Annotated in this window: 17 protein-coding genes; 12 read left to right on the top strand and 5 right to left on the bottom strand. The window is 71.5% G+C overall.

Annotated elements, in window-relative coordinates:
• The first annotated feature begins 98 nt into the window (after window positions 1–98).
• On the top strand, window positions 99–305 hold the full coding sequence (locus tag Adu01nite_RS12510) for a hypothetical protein (protein ID WP_203726787.1): 207 nt from the start codon (window positions 99–101) through the stop codon (window positions 303–305).
• On the opposite strand, the gene Adu01nite_RS12505 is transcribed toward Adu01nite_RS12510, so the two are convergent.
• Window positions 302–691 carry a DUF6188 family protein gene (locus Adu01nite_RS12505; protein ID WP_203726786.1) on the bottom strand — a complete coding sequence of 130 codons (390 nt, stop codon included), beginning with the start codon at window positions 689–691 and terminating at the stop codon, window positions 302–304. The genes Adu01nite_RS12510 and Adu01nite_RS12505 overlap by 4 nt on opposite strands.
• 226 nt (window positions 692–917) lie before the next feature.
• Here Adu01nite_RS12505 and Adu01nite_RS12500 point away from each other — a divergent pair, with 226 nt between their 5' ends.
• From Adu01nite_RS12500 to Adu01nite_RS12465, 8 genes are all read left to right on the top strand, one after another.
• Complete coding sequence (locus Adu01nite_RS12500) at window positions 918–2,342, top strand: glycoside hydrolase family 76 protein (RefSeq protein WP_203726785.1); 1,425 nt, start codon at window positions 918–920, stop codon at window positions 2,340–2,342.
• Between the two features lie 10 nt (window positions 2,343–2,352).
• Window positions 2,353–2,973: a DUF2461 domain-containing protein gene (locus Adu01nite_RS12495; RefSeq protein ID WP_203726784.1), complete on the top strand. Its 621-nt coding sequence runs from the start codon at window positions 2,353–2,355 to the stop codon at window positions 2,971–2,973.
• 116 nt (window positions 2,974–3,089) lie between these two features.
• Window positions 3,090–5,045, top strand: a complete 1,956-nt coding sequence (locus Adu01nite_RS12490; protein ID WP_203726783.1) for a LysM peptidoglycan-binding domain-containing protein — start codon at window positions 3,090–3,092, stop codon at window positions 5,043–5,045.
• Window positions 5,046–5,185: 140 nt separating this feature from the next.
• Window positions 5,186–6,130, top strand: coding sequence for an RNA polymerase subunit sigma-70 (locus tag Adu01nite_RS12485; RefSeq protein ID WP_203726782.1), 945 nt, complete (start codon window positions 5,186–5,188; stop codon window positions 6,128–6,130).
• A 22-nt stretch (window positions 6,131–6,152) separates the two neighbouring features.
• Window positions 6,153–6,830 (top strand): SDR family oxidoreductase, encoded by a 678-nt coding sequence (locus Adu01nite_RS12480; protein ID WP_203726781.1) that lies wholly within the window; start codon window positions 6,153–6,155, stop codon window positions 6,828–6,830.
• A 39-nt stretch (window positions 6,831–6,869) separates the two neighbouring features.
• On the top strand, window positions 6,870–7,682 hold the full coding sequence (locus Adu01nite_RS12475) for an ABC transporter ATP-binding protein (protein WP_203726780.1): 813 nt from the start codon (window positions 6,870–6,872) through the stop codon (window positions 7,680–7,682).
• 11 nt (window positions 7,683–7,693) lie between these two features.
• Window positions 7,694–8,689, top strand: a complete 996-nt coding sequence (locus Adu01nite_RS12470) for an aliphatic sulfonate ABC transporter substrate-binding protein (RefSeq protein WP_203726779.1) — start codon at window positions 7,694–7,696, stop codon at window positions 8,687–8,689.
• Window positions 8,686–9,456 carry an ABC transporter permease gene (locus tag Adu01nite_RS12465; RefSeq protein ID WP_203726778.1) on the top strand — a complete coding sequence of 257 codons (771 nt, stop codon included), beginning with the start codon at window positions 8,686–8,688 and terminating at the stop codon, window positions 9,454–9,456. Before Adu01nite_RS12470 ends, Adu01nite_RS12465 begins: the two co-directional genes overlap by 4 nt.
• Before the next feature lie 5 nt (window positions 9,457–9,461).
• Here Adu01nite_RS12465 and Adu01nite_RS12460 read toward each other — a convergent pair whose 3' ends face one another.
• Complete coding sequence (locus tag Adu01nite_RS12460) at window positions 9,462–10,676, bottom strand: NAD(P)-binding domain-containing protein (RefSeq protein WP_203727016.1); 1,215 nt, start codon at window positions 10,674–10,676, stop codon at window positions 9,462–9,464.
• A gap of 31 nt (window positions 10,677–10,707) precedes the next feature.
• Entirely contained in the window at window positions 10,708–11,256 is a 549-nt protein-coding gene (locus Adu01nite_RS12455) for an OsmC family protein (RefSeq protein ID WP_203726777.1), read from the bottom strand.
• Between the two features lie 96 nt (window positions 11,257–11,352).
• Here Adu01nite_RS12455 and metX point away from each other — a divergent pair, with 96 nt between their 5' ends.
• The 3 genes from metX to Adu01nite_RS12440 are packed head-to-tail and all read left to right on the top strand — an operon-like array spanning window position 11,353 to window position 14,323.
• A complete protein-coding gene (gene metX / locus Adu01nite_RS12450; protein WP_203726776.1) occupies window positions 11,353–12,549 on the top strand; it encodes a homoserine O-acetyltransferase MetX in 1,197 nt (398 codons plus the stop codon).
• Window positions 12,546–13,853, top strand: coding sequence for an O-acetylhomoserine aminocarboxypropyltransferase/cysteine synthase family protein (locus tag Adu01nite_RS12445; protein WP_203726775.1), 1,308 nt, complete (start codon window positions 12,546–12,548; stop codon window positions 13,851–13,853). The genes metX and Adu01nite_RS12445 overlap by 4 nt, the downstream gene beginning before the upstream one ends.
• Entirely contained in the window at window positions 13,850–14,323 is a 474-nt protein-coding gene (locus Adu01nite_RS12440) for a CoA-binding protein (protein WP_203726774.1), read from the top strand. Before Adu01nite_RS12445 ends, Adu01nite_RS12440 begins: the two co-directional genes overlap by 4 nt.
• Here the strand turns inward: Adu01nite_RS12440 and Adu01nite_RS12435 are convergent.
• Both Adu01nite_RS12435 and Adu01nite_RS12430 read right to left on the bottom strand, forming a co-directional pair.
• The gene (locus tag Adu01nite_RS12435; protein WP_203726773.1) at window positions 14,295–15,401 is read right to left on the bottom strand and encodes a sensor histidine kinase; all 1,107 of its coding nucleotides are present in this window, start codon (window positions 15,399–15,401) and stop codon (window positions 14,295–14,297) included. The genes Adu01nite_RS12440 and Adu01nite_RS12435 overlap by 29 nt on opposite strands.
• A gap of 5 nt (window positions 15,402–15,406) precedes the next feature.
• Window positions 15,407–16,555 carry a sensor histidine kinase gene (locus Adu01nite_RS12430; protein ID WP_203726772.1) on the bottom strand — a complete coding sequence of 383 codons (1,149 nt, stop codon included), beginning with the start codon at window positions 16,553–16,555 and terminating at the stop codon, window positions 15,407–15,409.
• Between the last annotated feature and the right edge of the window lies 1 nt (window position 16,556).

Raw genomic sequence — 16,556 nt, 5'->3', positions numbered from 1 at the left:
CTGCGACAGCACGGACGAGCCCGGCCGGTTTCTGCACCGGCCGGGCTCGTCCGCGCTGAATTTGTGTTGTCCGGGGGCCACCCGGCCGTCTCCCCTTCGTGGTCAATCACGTCGGGCAGCACCGGCGCCACGCGCTGCCGGTCGGGCGCGGGGCGGCCGTCGTGCTGTGCTGGATCGCGGTGGTGGCGGTCGCGCCCCGGCCGCACCCGTCGGCCGCGCTGCTCGCCCGGTCGGTCGCCGCGACCGCCCTCTCCCAGCTGGGCTGGTGGACGGCGGTCGTGCTGGGCTTCCTCAACAGCCGCTAGCGCTGCCAGCGGGCCAGTTCGCCGCCGGCCAGGCAGACGACCAGCAGGCCGTCCGGGCCGACGAACGCCCACGACTCGACCTCGGGGTCGGCCTCGACCAGCAGCTCCGAGCCGCTGTCGAAGGTGATCCGCAGATCGCCGGTGTCGCTGACCCGCGCGTCGCGGACCAGGTCGCCGAGCAGCGTCGCGACGATGTCCGACGTGGCCACTCCCGGTTCGACCAGGAACCGGCCGTGCGGGCCGGTGAGCTGCGCGCAGGTCTCGATCAGGACCTGGCCGCCGCCGGAAAGGCTCAGGACGATCGCGTCGTCGAGCCGTACGTAGTCGAGCTTGCGCTCGATCAGCAGGTCGAGTGGAAGCGCGGGCCGCGGGCGTGCATCGGTCATGACGGACCCCATTGGTACCTCGATCGGGTTGTCGGATCACTGACTGCCAGGACCGTAACCTCGGCTTTCATAACAGGGCCTTAAAAGCCGGAGATTCTCCGAAGCCAGCCGTATCGATCGATCCGAGTAGGTTCAGGGCGACTGAGTAGACCTCGGGGGCTGCCCGAAGGGGCGGCCCCCGAGGCTTTCCATTGACGTACGGCGATCTAACAGCTTTGTTAACTTTATGAAGCTCAGCGCCGGTGCCGCCGCCCTGGTTACGGCCGCGACCCTTTTCACGTCAGTCCAAGCCGCATCGGCCGCCGTCTGCAACCGCTACTGCGACGGCCGGGACGCCGGCCTCGCGACCGCCGACCGGACCCCGGTGACCGGCAGCATCTACGGCCGGGTCGTCAAGGTGCACGTCAACGACGTCGACGCGATGGCCTGGGCCTCGATCGAGAACGGGCAGGCCGGCGACGAGGTGTGGCTGGACCGGTCCTTCGACGGCGGCCGGAGCTGGGCGGACGGCTCGAAGCTCGGCGACACCACCGTTCCGAGCGGCTCCGGTGGCTGGCGGACCGGCCAGTTCAACGTCGACGACTGGGGCAGCAACGGGGTCGGCGCGCTGCGCGCCTGCGGCAAGGCCGGCGACCGGCCCGAGATCACCTGCACCGCCTGGACCCGGAGCAACTGGAACGCGTGGGACCGGCGCACCGCGGCCGCCACCGCGCTGATGATGCGGTTCGACCGCGGCACCGGCCTGTTCGACACCAACGGCTGGTGGACCGGCGCCAACGCGCTCACCGCCATCATCGACAACATCCGGCGCAGCGGCATGAACAGCTACCGGTACGCCGTGGCGAGCACCTACGACAAGCAGGTCACCGCGAGGTCGGGGCAGTTCCGCAACGAATACCTGGACGACACCGGCTGGTGGGGCCTGGCCTGGGTGGCCGCCTACGACCTGACCGGCGACAGCCGCTACCTGAACACCGCCCGCGCCGACGCCGACTGGATGTACAGCTACTGGGACACCACGTGTGGTGGCGGGGTCTGGTGGAACACCGCCCGGACGGCCAAGAACGCCATCCCGAACAGCCTGTTCATCCAGCTCAACGCCGCGCTCAGCCGGCGCATCGCGGGTGACACGGTCTATCGGCAGCGGGCCCTGGCCGACTGGTCCTGGTTCCAGGGCACCGGGATGCTCAACGGCTCGAATCTCGTCAACGACGGCGTCAACCTGAGCACCTGCAAGAACAACGGTGACGTGACATGGACGTACAACCAAGGGGTGTTGATCAATGCTTTGGTGGAGCTCAATCGGCTGACCGGGGACGGCGGGTTGATCACGACCGCCCGCCGGATCGGCGACGCGATGACCACCAGCGGCTACCTCTCCCCCGGCGGCATCCTGCGTGAGCCGAACGAGCCGGACGCGTGCAGTGGTGACGGGGTGTCGTTCAAGGGGGCGGCGATCCGCGGGCTGGGCGTGCTCAACTCGGCGACCGGCGGCGCCTACAGCGCCTACCTGCAGCGCAACGCCGACAGCGCGTACGCCAACGACCGGGACACCCTCGATGCGTACGGGTCGCACTGGGCCGGGGTGTTCCGCGGCACCAATCACAGCTGTCAGCACAGTGCTCTCGATTTGCTCAACGCCGCGCCGTAACCTACTCCGCGTGACGTTCCGAGGGTGGCCGAGCGAAGCACTGGAGTTCTACGACGGGCTCGTCGCCGACAACTCGAAGACCTACTGGACCGCGCACCAGCCCTTCTACGAGGAGCAGGTGCGCGGGCCGATGGCCGAGTTGCTCGCCGAGCTGGAGCCGGAATTCGGGCCGGGCAAGATCTTCCGGCCGTACCGGGACGTGCGGTTCAGCAGGGACAAGACGCCGTACAAAAATCATCTCGGGGGTTGGCTCTCGTTCGGCGGCTATGTCCAGCTGTCCGGCGACGGCCTGGCCGCGGGCTGCGGCATGTACCAGATGTCGCCCGAGCAGCTGGAGCGCTACCGCCGGGTGGTGGCCGACCCGCGGACCGGCCCCGATCTCGTCGCGCTGATCGCCGAGATCGAGCGGGCCGGCGTCACGGTCCACGGCCACGGCAGCCTGAAGACGGCACCCCGGGGCATCCCGAAGGATCATCCGCGGGTGGAACTGCTGCGGCACAAGGGGCTGACCACGTGGCAGGAGTGGCCGCCGGCCGCCTGGCTCGGCACCGCGGCCGCGAAGGACCGCATCGTCACCCTCTTCCGGACCAGCCGCCCGCTGCGGCAATGGTTCGACAAGCACGTCGGCTGACGTGATCGGCCGACCGCAGTCGCGTCAGTTCGCGGTCGCGCTGTCGGTTTCCTGCCTGCCGGACACGAGTTGACTACGTATCGTCACCGGCATTCGGAAACCAACGGGGGTGGACCATGCCGCGTCTCGGGCACGGACGATCAATCACGGAGAACGACCTCAGAAAGGCCGAGTCGGGTCTCGCCGCGGCCGGCGCCGAAGCAGCGGCCGGGTTCGCGCTGGCCCGCTCGGTGGACGGGCAGAGCTTCGACTTCCTCTTCCCCGATCTGCAGGACGACGAGGCCAACCTGCTGCCGGCCGCCGCCGGCACGCCGGAGCTGCTCAAGAACCTCGGCTCGACCATGGTGGACACCGACGCGGCCGGCGACGACAGCACGATCCCGGCGGCGTACACGTACTTCGGGCAGTTCGTCGATCACGACATCACCCTGGAGATCCAGCAGGGCTTCGGCTCGGCCACGATGGCCCAGCTGCTCGACCCGGCGATGACCCCGCTCACCCTGGCCGCCATCCGCAACGCCCTGCTCAACCACCGCACGCCCACGCTCGACCTGGACAGCGTCTACGGCCTGCCGGCCCCGCACGACCCGGCGAACGGCGACCGGATGCAGCTCGGCCGGGTCACCCTGCTGGGCAACCCGAACCCGCCGTTCGCCCGGCCGCCCGGCACCGGCGCCGACGACTTCCTCGACCTGCCGCGCGAGCCGCGCGACGAGGGCAACATCGAGCACGACCGGGCCGCGGTGATCGGCGACCCGCGCAACGACGAGAATCTGATCATCTCGCAGCTGCACGTGGCGTTCCTGCGGGCGCACAACGCGCTGGTCGAGCAGGGGCTGTCGTTCGCCGGGGCGCGCCGGGTGCTGCGCCAGCACTACCAGCACGTGGTGGTGCACGACTACCTCAAGCGGGTCGCCGACCCGGCGATCGTGGACGACGTGGTGGCCAACGGGAACCGCTGGTTCGACCCGCTGTCCGAGCCGTCCTTCATGCCGCTGGAGTTCTCGGTGGCGGGTTACCGGTTCGGCCACTCGATGGTGCGTACGGCGTACGACTTCAACAGCAACTTCAACACCGGCGGCGGCATCCCGGCGACGCTGGAGCTGCTGTTCACCTTCACCGCGCTCAGCGGCCAGCTCGGCAGCTTCGACACGCTCCCGGAAAACTGGATCATCCAGTGGGGCGACATCATCGGCGACGGCCCGGCGGTCATGAAGACCCGGCGGCTCGACCCGAGCCTGGCCACGTTCAAGGACAACGAGTTCCGGGCGCTGTTCGCGCTGAAGACGCTGACCGGCGACACCGAGACGCCCGACCTGGCGGCCCGGTTGGCGGTGCGCAACCTGCTGCGCGGCTACCGGCTGCGGCTGCCGACCGGGCAGGCGGTCGCCGAGCACCTCGGCGTGCCGGTGCTGACCAAGGACGACGTGCTGGCCGCCGCGACGAGCGCCGAGCAGCGCATCGCGATCGAGGCGGGCGGCTTCCAGTTCCGTACGCCACTGTGGTTCTACGTCCTCGCCGAGGCGAGGCATTTCCACCACGGCGCGCACCTCGGCCCGGTCGGCAGCACGCTGGTCGCCGAGGTCCTGGTCGGCCTGGTGCGGCGCAGCGCCGACTCGATCCTGGCGCAACCGGGCTGGACGCCGTCGCTGCCGGCCGCGAAGCCCGGCAGCTTCGAGCTCGCCGACATCCTGCGGCTGGCCGGCGTGCTGCCGACCACCCAGGCCCCGGTGACCTACACGGTGACCGCCGGCGACACGCTCAGCAGCATCGCCGCCACCCGGCTCGGCGCCGCCAACCGGTGGCCGCAGATCTACGCGCTCAACCAGGCCGTCATCCGCAACCCCGACCGCATCTTCCCCGGCCAGGTCTTCGTCCTGCCGCCGAAGCAGCCGGTCGGCAGCATCCCGCGGCTGTACACCGTCCAGCGCGGCGACACCCTCAGCGGCATCGCCGCCGCGCGACTCGGCGCGGCCGCCCGCTGGCCGGAGATCTTCGCGCTGAACCGGGCCATCCTCACCAACCCCGACCGGATCATCCCCGGCCAGGTCCTGATCCTGCCGGCCACCTAAAAAGATGAACCTTTGTCAACCTGGCAACGGGCCTGCGGTTCCGGCACGATGATCGGCGCCGGGCGCTGCCGCCCTCGCCACGTTGAAAAAAGTTCACTGCCGGGCCGGTGAGTTCCGCCGGTCCGGCGGGTCCAACCCACGTGAACGGAACGGATTTCGCGGCGGTCGCCGGGCCGCTGCGGCGCGAGGTGCTCGCGCACTGCTACCGGATGCTCGGGTCGGCGCCGGACGCCGAGGACGCCGTGCAGGAGGCATTCCTGCGCGCGTGGCGCGGCTTCGACCGCTTCGAGCATCGGTCGTCGGTGCGGACCTGGCTCTATCAGATCGCCACCAACGTGTGCCTGCGTTCCCTGGAACGGCGGGTCCTGCCGGCCGCGCTGGGCGGCGCCGAGCCGGACTGGCAGCGCCCGGCGCGCCCGGCTCCCGCCGAGATCCGCTGGCTGGGGCCGCTGCCGATCGACCCGGCCGACGAGGCCGGCACCCGGGCGCAGGTGCGGCTGGCGTTCGTGGCCGCGCTGCAGCATCTGCCGGCCCCGCAGCGGGCGGCGCTGCTCCTGCGGGACGTCGCGGGTTTCTCGGCCGGCGAGGTGGCCGCGGCGCTCGGCACCACGACGATCGCGGTGAACAGTGCGCTGCGCCGCGCCCGGGACCGGATCGCCCGGGAGGCGCCCGACCCGGACGAGATCAGCGAACCCGGCAACCCCGAAACCCAAACCCGATTGCGGCGATACGTGGACGCGTTCACCCGGGCCGATGTAGGTGCGCTCGCCGCGGTGCTGCGCGAGGACGTCACCCTGGAGATGCCGCCGCACGCCACCTGGTTCGCGGGCCGCGACCCGGTGCTCGGCTTCCTCGGCACGCACGTCCTGCGGGAGCCGGGCCGGTTCGCCATGCGGCCGGTGACCCCGCTCGCCAACGGCCAGCCGACCTATGCGCTGTACGCCGGCGGCGAGGCGCACGCCCTGCAGGTCCTCGAACCGGACCGCGGCGGCATCCGGCGGATCCACATCTTCCTGCAGCCGGAGCTGTTCGGAATCTTCGGGCAGCCGGTGAATCTCGCAGCCGGATCGGATCTCCATAGCTGAACCCGACGCTTTGGAGGAAACGATGACAGTAATAGCCGGGAAGTCGGTCGTGGTGGTCGGCGGCAGCCGGGGCCTCGGTCTCGGCGTCGCCGACGCGGCCCGCGCGGCCGGGGCGCAGGTGACCGTGGTGGCCCGGGCCACCACCGACGGCGTCCAGGGGGATGCCACCGACGAGGACCTCGCCGCCAAGGTCCTGGCCGACCGGCGGCCCGATCTCCTGGTGATCACGGCCGGGGCGGTCCCGGGCATGGGCCCGCTGGCCGGGCAGACCTGGCAGACGTTCTCGGTGAACTGGCACGCGGACGTGCGGATCGCCTTCGTCTGGCTGCGGGCGGCGCTGCGCGTACCGCTGGCACCCGGATCCCGGGTCGTCGTCTTCGGCAGTGCGGCCTCGCTGCGCGGATCACCGCTCAGCGGCGGTTACGCGGGCGCGAAGGCGACGGTCCGGCTGATCACCGCCTACGCGGCGGCCGAGGCGAGTGGCCTGGGCATCGCGATGACGACGATCCTGCCCGGCATCACCCCGGACACCACGATCGGCGAGGTCGCGATCGCGGCGTACGGCGCCGACCGGGCCGCGTTGAGCACGGTGCCGACGGCGGAGTCGGTGGGCGCCGCCGTCCTCGGTCTGGCCGCCGGGCCCGAGTTGGCGGGCGCCTATCTGGTGACCGCGGACGGGCTGCGGCCGCTGGCCGCTTAACCTAGTGATTCTATGGGATTTGCCGGTATAGTCGCGGCCATGATCGATGTCGATACATCGATGCCCGCGCGAACCGGTGCGGTATCGCTGGAGATCGCCGGCGTGGGCCGGGACTTCACCACCGGTGGGCGGCGTCGTGCGGTGCTGGGCGACGTGCGGCTGAGCGTCGCGGCCGGCGAGGTGGTCGCGCTGCTCGGCCCGTCCGGCTGCGGCAAGTCGACGCTGCTGCGCCTGGCCTGCGGGCTGGACACGCCGACCGCCGGCACCGTGCTGGTCGACGGCCGGCCGGTGCGCGGGATCGAGCCGCGCTGCGCGGTCGTCTTCCAGGAGCCGCGGCTGATGCCCTGGCGCACCCTCGAACGCAACGTCGCGTACGGCCTGCCCCGCGACGTGACCGGCCCGCGCGCCCGGCAGGAGGTCGCGCACTGGCTCGGCGTGGTCGGCCTCACCGAGTTCGCCCGGCACCGCCCGCGGCAGGTCTCCGGCGGCATGGCCCAGCGGACCGCGCTCGCCCGTGCGCTCGCCCGCCGGCCCGGCGTCCTGCTGCTCGACGAGCCGTTCGCCGCCCTCGACGCGCTCACCCGCCTGCGCATGCAGGACCTGCTGGCCGAGGTGCGGAGCGCCGCCGGGACCACGGTCCTGATGGTCACCCACGACGTCGACGAGGCGCTGCACCTCGCCGACCGGATCGTGCTGCTCGGCGCGCCCGGGTCCACCCCGGACGGCCCGGCCACGGTCCGGCTGATCCAGGCGGTGCCCGGGGCCCGCCCCCGCGATCGGGGCGACGCCGAGCTGGCCGCCCTGCGTGTCGCCCTGCTGGCCGAGCTGGGCGTCGGCGTTCCGGAACGATGAAGGGAAGACCTATGCGGATCACCCGCTTCGCCATCGCGGTGACGGCCGTCTCGGCGCTGCTGGCCGGCTGTGTGCAGGGCGAGGACACGCCGGCCAGCAAAAAGGCTGAGGTCGCGCTGCGGCTGGACTACGCCTACTACAACCCGGCCAGCCTGGTGCTGCACGAGCAGAAGTGGCTGGAGACCGACCTCGCCGCCAAGGGCGTGACGGTCAGCTGGCAGCTCTCGGCCGGCAGCAACAAGGCCAACGAGGGCCTGCGCGGCAACGCCCTCGACATCGGCTCGACCGCGGGCGCGGCCGCCCTGGTGGCCCGGGCGAACGGGTCGTCGATCCGGACCATCGACGTCTTCAGCCAGCCGGAGTGGGCGGCGATCGTGGTGCCGAAGAGCTCGGCGATCACCTCGGTGGCCGGGTTGCGGGGTAGGCGGATCGCCGCGACCAAGGGCACCGACCCCTACTTCTTCCTGCTCCAGGCGCTCGACCAGGCCGGGCTCAAGCCGGCCGACGTGACCGTGGTCAACCTCCAGCACGCCGACGGCCGGACCGCCCTCGAACGCGGGCAGGTCGACGCCTGGTCCGGGCTCGACCCGCTGATGGCGCAGAGCGAGCTCGAGGCCGGGTCGAAGCTGATCTACCGCAACGTCGCGTTCAACTCCTACGGCGTACTCAATGCCCGGGAAGAATTTGCCACCGCTCACCCGGACGTGGTGCAGGCGGTGGTGAACTCCTACGAGCGGGCCCGCAAGTGGATCTCGGACAATCCGGCCGACGCGGTGGCGCTGTACGCGCGGGAGGCGAAGATCTCCCCCGAGGTGGCGAAGCTGGTCCTCACCCAGCGCACCAAGCTGGACATCGACCCGGTGCCGGGCGCGGCCCAACGCGCGGTCTTCGAGAAGATCCTCCCGGTGCTGGTCGCCGACGCGAACGTGAAGTCCGAGCAGGACGCCCGCACCGCGATCGAGACGCTGTTCGAGCCGAAGTTCGCGACCGCGCGGGCCAATCCGTGAGGCTGACCCCGGGCCGGCGATCGCCGGTCTGGGCGGTGGGGTTGATCCTGCCGCTGCTGCTCGTGCTCGCCTGGCAGTGGGCGGCGTCGGCCGGGGTCTACTCGCGGGCGCAGCTGCCCCCGCCGGCCGACGTCCTGTCCGCGGTCGGCGAGCTGATCGGCCGGGGCGAGCTGTGGCATCACGTGGCGATCAGCACCCAGCGGGTGCTGATCGGCTTCGCCGCGGGCTCGGCGCTCGGCCTGGCGCTGGGCGGGCTGGTCGGGCTGTCCCGCCCGGCCCGCGCGCTGCTCTCGCCGACCGTGCAGGCGATCCGCGCGGTGCCGTCGCTGGCCTGGGTGCCGCTGCTGCTGCTCTGGCTCGGCATCGGCGAGACCCCGAAGATCGTGCTGGTGGCGATCGGCGCGTTCTTCCCGGTCTACACGACGGTGTCGAGCGCCGTCGCCCACATCGACCCGCACCTGGTCGAGGTGGGCCACGCCTACGGCCGGTCCGGCGTCCGGCTGCTCGGCACCGTGCTGTTCCCGGCGGCCACCCCGGCGATCGTCTCCGGCCTGCGGCTGGGCCTGGCCCAGGGCTGGCTGTTCCTGGTCGCGGCCGAGCTGATCGCGTCGTCGATGGGCCTGGGTTTCCTGCTGATCGACAGCCAGAACACCGGCCGCACCGACGTGATGCTGCTCGCGATCATCCTGCTGGCGGCGCTCGGCAAGCTGAGCGACACGGTGCTGGGAGTGGCCGAGCGGATGCTCCTCACCGGACACGTCCGTTAGCGTCGCTACAGCTTCCGGGCCAGGTGGTCGATCACGGCGCGGGCGTCGTCCTCGATGCCGTTGATGAAGGACGAGCGGCGGCGGCGCAGCATCGGCAGGCCCAGGGCGTAGAGGCCGGGGGCGTCGACCACGCCGCCGTCGTGGCGCAGCCGGCCCTTCGGGTCGACCACCGGCACGTCCAGCCAGCGGTAGTCGGGGCGGAAGCCGGTCGCCCAGATGACCGTGCTGAACTCGCCGCCGCGCAGGTCGAGCTTCAGGCGGGTCGCCCTGGCGACCGCGGTCGGCGCGAACTCCTCCGACGGGCCCACGTCGGCGCCCAGGGCCCACTCGTCGAACGTGGCCAGCAGGCGGTTCATCTTCAGGTCGGCCAGCGCGCACACGTTGCGCAGGCCGCCGGAGAACAGGGCGGTGCCGTCCCGGACCGCGGCGAACCGGCCGACCAGCTCGATACCCAGCGCGGTCAGCGCGTTGAGGTCGAGGGTGCCGCGCTCGGGGGTGCCGACCAGCTGCGGCGAGGGCAGCCGGCGAGCCCGGTCGAGGTCGTCGATCTCGTCCCAGCGCTGGTCCCACACGCCGGACTCGTGCATCCACCAGTGCACGTCGCGGCCGCGGTAGACGCGCGGCAGCCGCACGTGCTCGCCGACCGACAGGGTCACCGGCCGGCCCGACCGCCGCAGCTCGGCGGCCAGCTGCACGCCGGTCGCGGACGCCCCGACGACCAGCACGCCGCCGTCGGGCAGCTGGCCGGGACCGCGATAGCCGAGCGGGGTCAGCTGGTGCACCTCCGGCGGCACGCCGGCCGCCAGGGCGGGCACGGTGGCCAGGTTGCAGGCGCCGCTGGCCAGCACGAGCGCCCGGCAATGGAGATCACCCCGGTCGGTGGCGACGTGGTAACCGTCGTCGGCCGGCCGCACCGCGGTGACCTCGACGCCGGCGCGCACCGGCGCCGCGGCGACCCGGGCGAAGCGCTCGATGAACTCGACCACCTCGCCCGTCGTCATGAACCCGTCCGGGTCGGGACCGTCGTAGTCCAGACCCGGCAGGCGACTCAGCCAGTTGGGCGTGAGCAGGCGCAGCGAATCCCAGCGTTCGCGCCGCCACGAGTTGGCCACCTCGCCGCGCTCGAGCACGACATGGTCGACCCCATGCTCGGTGAGGAAGCGGCTGGCGGCCAGGCCGGCATGCCCGGCGCCGATGACTACCGTGGTGACGCGTTCGATGGTTCGGCCCGCCCTTGCTCGACAGCCCGCCTCAGGCTACTTCGACCGTGATGTCGGTCGGGTTGCTCAGGGCGTCGTAGACCGCCGAGCGCTTCTGCGACTGCGCGACCAGGGCCTCGATCTCCTCCTTCGACGCGTCGGCGTCGATGTTGAAGGTCACCTTGATGTCGTTGTAGCCGTTCCGGACGTCGCTGTCGGCGCCGAGAATGCCCCGGATGTCGTGGTTGCCCTCGACGGTGGACTCGATCGAGCGCAGCTGGATGCCGCGGTTCTGCGCGACCGAGGCCACCCCGGCGGTCAGGCAGCTGGCCAGGCCGACCAGAAGGTACTCGATCGGGGTGATGCCGTTGTCCTCGGCGGCGAAGACCGCCGGGTGGTCGGCCGAGAAGGTCGACGCGGTCTTGTGGGTCTGCTCCGCCCCGAGGCCGAAGAACTTCTCCACGGTCGCGGTGCTGTGCACACCGTTCTGCCATTTGGACGATGCCCGCCAGGTGAACTGGGCCGCCTCCGGCGCGCCCTTGAGGACCTCGCGCGCATCCAGCAGTGCCTGCACGTTCACGCCGTTGTCCACGGTCGTCATGATCGCTCCCTTTCGCCCATTTATCCCAGTAAACCCATAGGGGATATCGCCAAACATACTGGCCTGCGCAGACGCCGCCTAGCTATCATCCCCCGCATGGCGTCACCCTCGACACTTCCGGCCGACTCGGTCGGCAGCGTCGACACCCAGTTTCTCGACCTGCCGGCATCGCTGCCGCTCGACTGCGGGCGCGAGCTGCGCGCTGTCCGGGTGGCCTACGAAACCTACGGCACTCTTTCCCCCGAGCGTGACAACGCCATTCTGGTCTGCCACGCGCTCAGCGGCGACGCCCATGCGGCCGGTCTTTCGGGCACAGCTCCGGCCGCGAGCACCCGGGACGGGTTCGCCGCCGAGCGCCGCGACGGTGCCGCCGGCAAGGCCCTGGGCTGGTGGGACGGGATGATCGGGCCGGGCAAGGCGTTCGACACCGACCACTATTTCGTCATTTCCACCAACCTGCTGGGCGGCTGCCGCGGCACCACCGGCCCGTCCTCGATCAACCCGGACACCGGCCGGGCGTACGGGTCGGACTTCCCGGTCGTCACCGTCGCCGACATGGTCCGCTGCGAGCGCGCCTTCCTCGACGAACTCGGCATCGAGCGGCTGGCCGCCGTCGCCGGTGGTTCGCTGGGCGGGATGCAGGCGCTGCAGTGGGCGGTCATGTACCCCGAACAGGTGGACTCGATCGTGGTGATCGCCTCCACCCACGCCCTGCACACCCAGGGGGTGGCCTGGAACGCGATCGCCCGCGAGGCGATCACCCGCGACCCGGCCTGGCAGGGCGGCGACTACTACGGCACCGGCCGGGCCCCCGAGTCCGGCATGGGGGTGGCCCGGATGGTCGGGCACGTCACCTACCTGTCGGCGCCCGCGCTCGGCGAGCGGTTCGGCCGCCGGCTGCAGTCCGCCGACGACGTGCGGTACACGATCGGGGTGCCCGAGTTCGAGATCGAGAGCTACCTCGACCACCAGGCCGACTCGTTCGTGCGGCGCTTCGACGCCAACACCTATCTGCGGCTGTCCCGGGCGCTGACCTACTTCGACCTGGCCCGCCAGCACGGCGGCACGCTCGCCGAGGCGCTCGCCGGGGTCGAGGCGCGGACCCTGCTGATCGCGTTCAGCTCGGACTGGCTCTACCCGCCGGCCGCGTCGATCGAGATCGAGCAGGCCCTGCGGGAGACCGGCAAGCCGGTCGACTTCCACCTGATCGACGCGCCCTACGGCCACGACTGTTTCCTGTTGGAAGAAGCCCGGCAGACCCCCATCGTCCGCCAGTTCCTGGGAAGAGCATGAGCACCTATCGCAACGAGGAAGAGCACGACTTCGGGTTCGAGACCCGCCAGCTGCACGCCGGCCAGCGACCCGAACCGAACACCGGCGCCCGCGCCGTGCCGATCTTCCAGACCACCAGCTACGTGTTCGAGGATCCGGAGTCGGCGGCGGCCTACTTCAACCTCCAGGAGTACGGCAACACGTACTCGCGGATCATGAACCCGACCGTGGCGGTCTTCGAGGAGCGGGTGGCCAACCTGGAGGGCGGCTCCGGCGGGGTGGCCTTCGCGAGCGGCATCGCGGCCCAGGCGGCGGCGCTGTTCACGCTGCTCGAGCCGGGCGACCACGTGGTCGCGTCGTCGGCGCTCTACGGCGGCACGGTCAACCAGCTCAAGCACCTGCTGCGCAAGATGACCGTCGAGCTGACCTGGGTCGATCCGGACGACCCGGAGGAGTGGCGCAAGGCGGTCCGGCCGACCACGAAGGCGTTCTTCGGCGAGACGATCGGCAATCCCGGCGGCAACGTGCTGGACATCGAGACGATCGCCGGCATCGCGCACCAGCACGACCTGCCGCTGATCGTCGACAACACGTTCGCGACGCCGTACCTGTGCCGCCCGATCGAGTGGGGCGCCGACATCGTCATCCACTCGGCGACCAAGTTCATCGGCGGGCACGGCACGAGCATCGGCGGCGTGGTGGTCGAGGCCGGCACGTTCAACTGGTCGAACGGCCGCTTCCCGGTGATCGCCGACCCGTCGCCCGCCTATCACGGCCTGCAGTTCCACGAGACCTTCGGAACGTACGGGTACCTGATGAAGTTGCGCGCCGAGACGCTGCGCGACCTCGGTGGCACCCTGGCCCCGCTGAACGCGTTCCTGTTCCTGCAGGGCCTGGAGACGCTGTCGCTGCGGATGGAACGCCACGTCCAGAACGCCGGAAAGGTCGCGGCGTTCCTCGAGTCGCACCCGCTGGTGACCCGGGTGGGCTATCCGGGCCTGCCGTCCAGCGGCTACCGGCCGCTGGTGGAGAAATACCTGCCGCTCGGGGCGGGCGCGGTCTTCTCGTTCGACCTCGACGGCGGCCGCGACGCCGGGCAGGACCTGATCCGCAACGTCACGCTCTGGTCGCACCTGGCCAACATCGGCGACGCCAAGAGCCTGATCATCCACCCGGCCAGCACGACCCACCGCCAGCTCAGCGAGGAGGAGCTGCGGGCGGCCGGGGTCGGCCCGGGGACGGTCCGGTTGTCGGTCGGCACCGAATCGGTGGAGGATCTGATCTGGGACCTGGAGAAGGCCCTGGCGGGGGTGGCAGCGAAATGACGCGATACCAGGACGTGACCGACATCCAGCGGGTGCTGCACAACGCCCGGACCATCGCGATCGTCGGCCTGTCCAACAATCCGCTGCGGGCCAGCTACTTCGTCGGGTACTACCTGAAGCGGCACGGCTATCAGGTCGTCCCGGTCAACCCGCGGGAGCCGGAGATCCTCGGCGAGACCAGCTACCCGAGCCTGCGCGACGTGCCGGTGCCGGTCGACGTGGTCAACGTCTTCCGGGCGCCGAGCGCGCTGCCGGAGATCGCCCGGGAGGCGGTGGCGATCGGGGCCGGCACGCTGTGGACCCAGTTCGGCGTGATCAACGCCGAGGGCGCGCGGATCGCCGAGGAGGGCGGCCTGACCGTGGTCATGGACCGCTGCCTCAAGATCGAGCACGCCCGCTACGTGGGCCGGATGCACTGGCTGGGCTTCAACACCCACCGCATCACGTCGGTCCGGACGGGTTTGCAGTAGCGGTCAGCCTGGCCCGCACCAGCCAGCCGCCGTCCCCGGTCGGGCCGGCGGCCAGCTGACCACCCTGCTCCTGGATCCGTTCACGCAGCCCGGTCAGGCCGCGCCCGGTGCCCGGCAGGCCGGAACGGTCCGGTCCGGCGGGGTCGTTCTCCACGCGTACGGTAAGAACTCGCTCGGCACCGCTCACCGTGACCCGCACCGCCGAGCCCGGGGCGTGCCGCAGCGCGTTGGTCAGGCTTTCCTGCACGACGCGGAAGGCGAGGTGGGCGACCGGCGCGGCCACCCCGTCGCGGGAACCCTCGAAGCGGCAGGACACGTCGAGACCGCTGCGGGCGGCCCGGGTCACCACCTCGTCGATCAGGGCGAGATCCGGCCCGCCGACCTCGGTGCCGCCGAGCAGATCGACCAGGCGCTGCAGGTCGCCGCGTCCCTGCCGGGCCGACTCGGCGATCGCCTCGAACGCCTGCCGGGCCCGCTCCGGGTCGCGGTCGACGAGCCGCTGCCCGGCCGCCGCCTGGATGATCATCACGCTGATCGCGTGGCCGATGATGTCGTGCAGCTCGGCGGCGATCCGGGCCCGCTCGTGCCGCAGGGCGAGGTCGGTGAAGAGCTCGCGCTCCTCCTCCAGCTCCCGGTTGCGCTCGGCGAGCTGCTCGGCCGTCTCCCGCCGCAGCCGCAGCACGGTGCCGGCGAAGAAGCCGGGCACCCCGAAGATGATCAGCGGGACCGGGTTGCTCTCGCCGGTGACCAGGTGCAGCACGGTGAACAGGACGACGAGATAACCGGCCAGGCAGGCGCCGGTCCAGTAGCTGCGGAAGCCCAGCGCGGCCACCGTGGACAGCAGCGCCATCAGGACGAACGCGAGGTCGGGGAACCAGCCGTACCCGCCGAGTGCCGCGGCCGCCAGCCAGAACGTGCCGCCGGCGAGCGCCACCGTCCGCGGGTGCGTGCGCCACCACCACAGGCTCAGGCCCGCCGCGATCAGGCCGGCGGTCAGCAGGTTGCCGCCGGCGGTGTCCGGCCAGCCGTGCCACGCGGTCGGCGCGACCACCAGCAGAAACACCAGCAGGATCGGCACCCGGCTCACCCCAGCACGGGCAGCTGCGCCACCACCCGGGCCGAACCCCGGGCGAGCTTCACGTCCACCGAGCCGGCGTGCAGCTTGGCCCGCTCGCGCACCCGGGCGACGGCCGCCCGCACCTCCGACCCGCGGCCGACGGTGCCCTGCACCTGGATCTCCAGCGCCTCGTCGTCGAACCGGATCGACACCTGCACCGGGCGGTCGGCGAGCGCGGTCACCAGGTACTCCACGATCCGGTAGGCGGACAGCTCGACCGTCGCCGGCAGCGATCGCGGATCACCGCTGACGGTCAGCCGGGACTGCGGCGAATGATGCCGGGCCAGCAGCGCGTCGAGGTGCGCGACCGTCGGCGCCGGGGCCAGGGCCACCTCTCCCCCGCGCAGCAGCCCGACGATCTCCCGCATGTCGTCCATGGTCTGCCGGCTGCCCCGCTCGATCGCCTCGAACTCGGCCCGGGCCTGCTCCGGCGCGAGATCCAGAGCCGTCTCGGCCGCCCTGGTCAACTCGTCGAGGCGCTCCTGCAACAGCCCGTCCAGCTGCCGGGACAGCCGCGCCCGGTCGTCGGCCACGATCAGCGCCGCCCGATCGTCGCGCAACTGCCGCAACTCCTCGTCGCGCGCCGTGAGCTGCCGGTTCAGCAGCGAGCGGTGCCGGGCGGCCCGGCCCACGCCGAAGACGATCAGCACCACCGGCAGGGCCAGGACCAGGGCTTCCGTCCCGGCCGACGAGTCCACCACCAGCACGGCGACCGTTTCGGCAAGACACCACAAACCGCAGACCCAGGCTTTGGTACGCCCGTAGGACAGCGCCCCGAGAAACGCGAGTACGAACGTCAGCGGCAGCGCGGCACCGCATCGGGTGACCCAGCCGAAGAGCAGGTCGTGCAGCACCATGACGCCGAGCGAGACGCCGGTGACCGCCAGGACGCCGCGCCGCCACCACAGCACCGGCACGAACGCGGCGACGAAGACCGGCACCTGCCACCACGAATGTGAATCGGTGGAATGGGCCATCGTGCCCGCCGCGACCTCTTGCGCGGTGTCGGCGTCGGGCGCGACGACGTTCATCACCGCCAGCACGGCGCCGAGCGCGGTGAGGCCTCCCGCGAGCAGCCAGTCGCGGCCCCTGACCCCACGGAAGACCTCAACCATG

It is taken from the genome of Paractinoplanes durhamensis, from assembly GCF_016862175.1.
GTDB classification, from domain to species: Bacteria; Actinomycetota; Actinomycetes; order Mycobacteriales; family Micromonosporaceae; genus Actinoplanes; species Actinoplanes durhamensis.
The sequence above is the reverse complement of the archived record's forward strand: the minus strand, read 5'-3'. Positions and strand labels throughout refer to the sequence as shown.

What these genes read in the sequence shown, in the direction of transcription:
- Adu01nite_RS12455 (WP_203726777.1), bottom strand. Translation starts at nt 11,256, where the DNA reads ATGACGACCGTGGACAACGGCGTGAACGTGCAGGCACTGCTGGATGCG.
- Adu01nite_RS12490 (WP_203726783.1), top strand. Translation starts at nt 3,090, where the DNA reads ATGCCGCGTCTCGGGCACGGACGATCAATCACGGAGAACGACCTCAGA.
- Adu01nite_RS12470 (WP_203726779.1), top strand. Translation starts at nt 7,694, where the DNA reads ATGCGGATCACCCGCTTCGCCATCGCGGTGACGGCCGTCTCGGCGCTG.
- Adu01nite_RS12430 (WP_203726772.1), bottom strand. Translation starts at nt 16,555, where the DNA reads ATGGTTGAGGTCTTCCGTGGGGTCAGGGGCCGCGACTGGCTGCTCGCG.
- Adu01nite_RS12505 (WP_203726786.1), bottom strand. Translation starts at nt 691, where the DNA reads ATGACCGATGCACGCCCGCGGCCCGCGCTTCCACTCGACCTGCTGATC.
- Adu01nite_RS12440 (WP_203726774.1), top strand. Translation starts at nt 13,850, where the DNA reads ATGACGCGATACCAGGACGTGACCGACATCCAGCGGGTGCTGCACAAC.
- Adu01nite_RS12445 (WP_203726775.1), top strand. Translation starts at nt 12,546, where the DNA reads ATGAGCACCTATCGCAACGAGGAAGAGCACGACTTCGGGTTCGAGACC.
- metX (WP_203726776.1), top strand. Translation starts at nt 11,353, where the DNA reads ATGGCGTCACCCTCGACACTTCCGGCCGACTCGGTCGGCAGCGTCGAC.
- Adu01nite_RS12500 (WP_203726785.1), top strand. Translation starts at nt 918, where the DNA reads ATGAAGCTCAGCGCCGGTGCCGCCGCCCTGGTTACGGCCGCGACCCTT.
- Adu01nite_RS12475 (WP_203726780.1), top strand. Translation starts at nt 6,870, where the DNA reads ATGATCGATGTCGATACATCGATGCCCGCGCGAACCGGTGCGGTATCG.
- Adu01nite_RS12480 (WP_203726781.1), top strand. Translation starts at nt 6,153, where the DNA reads ATGACAGTAATAGCCGGGAAGTCGGTCGTGGTGGTCGGCGGCAGCCGG.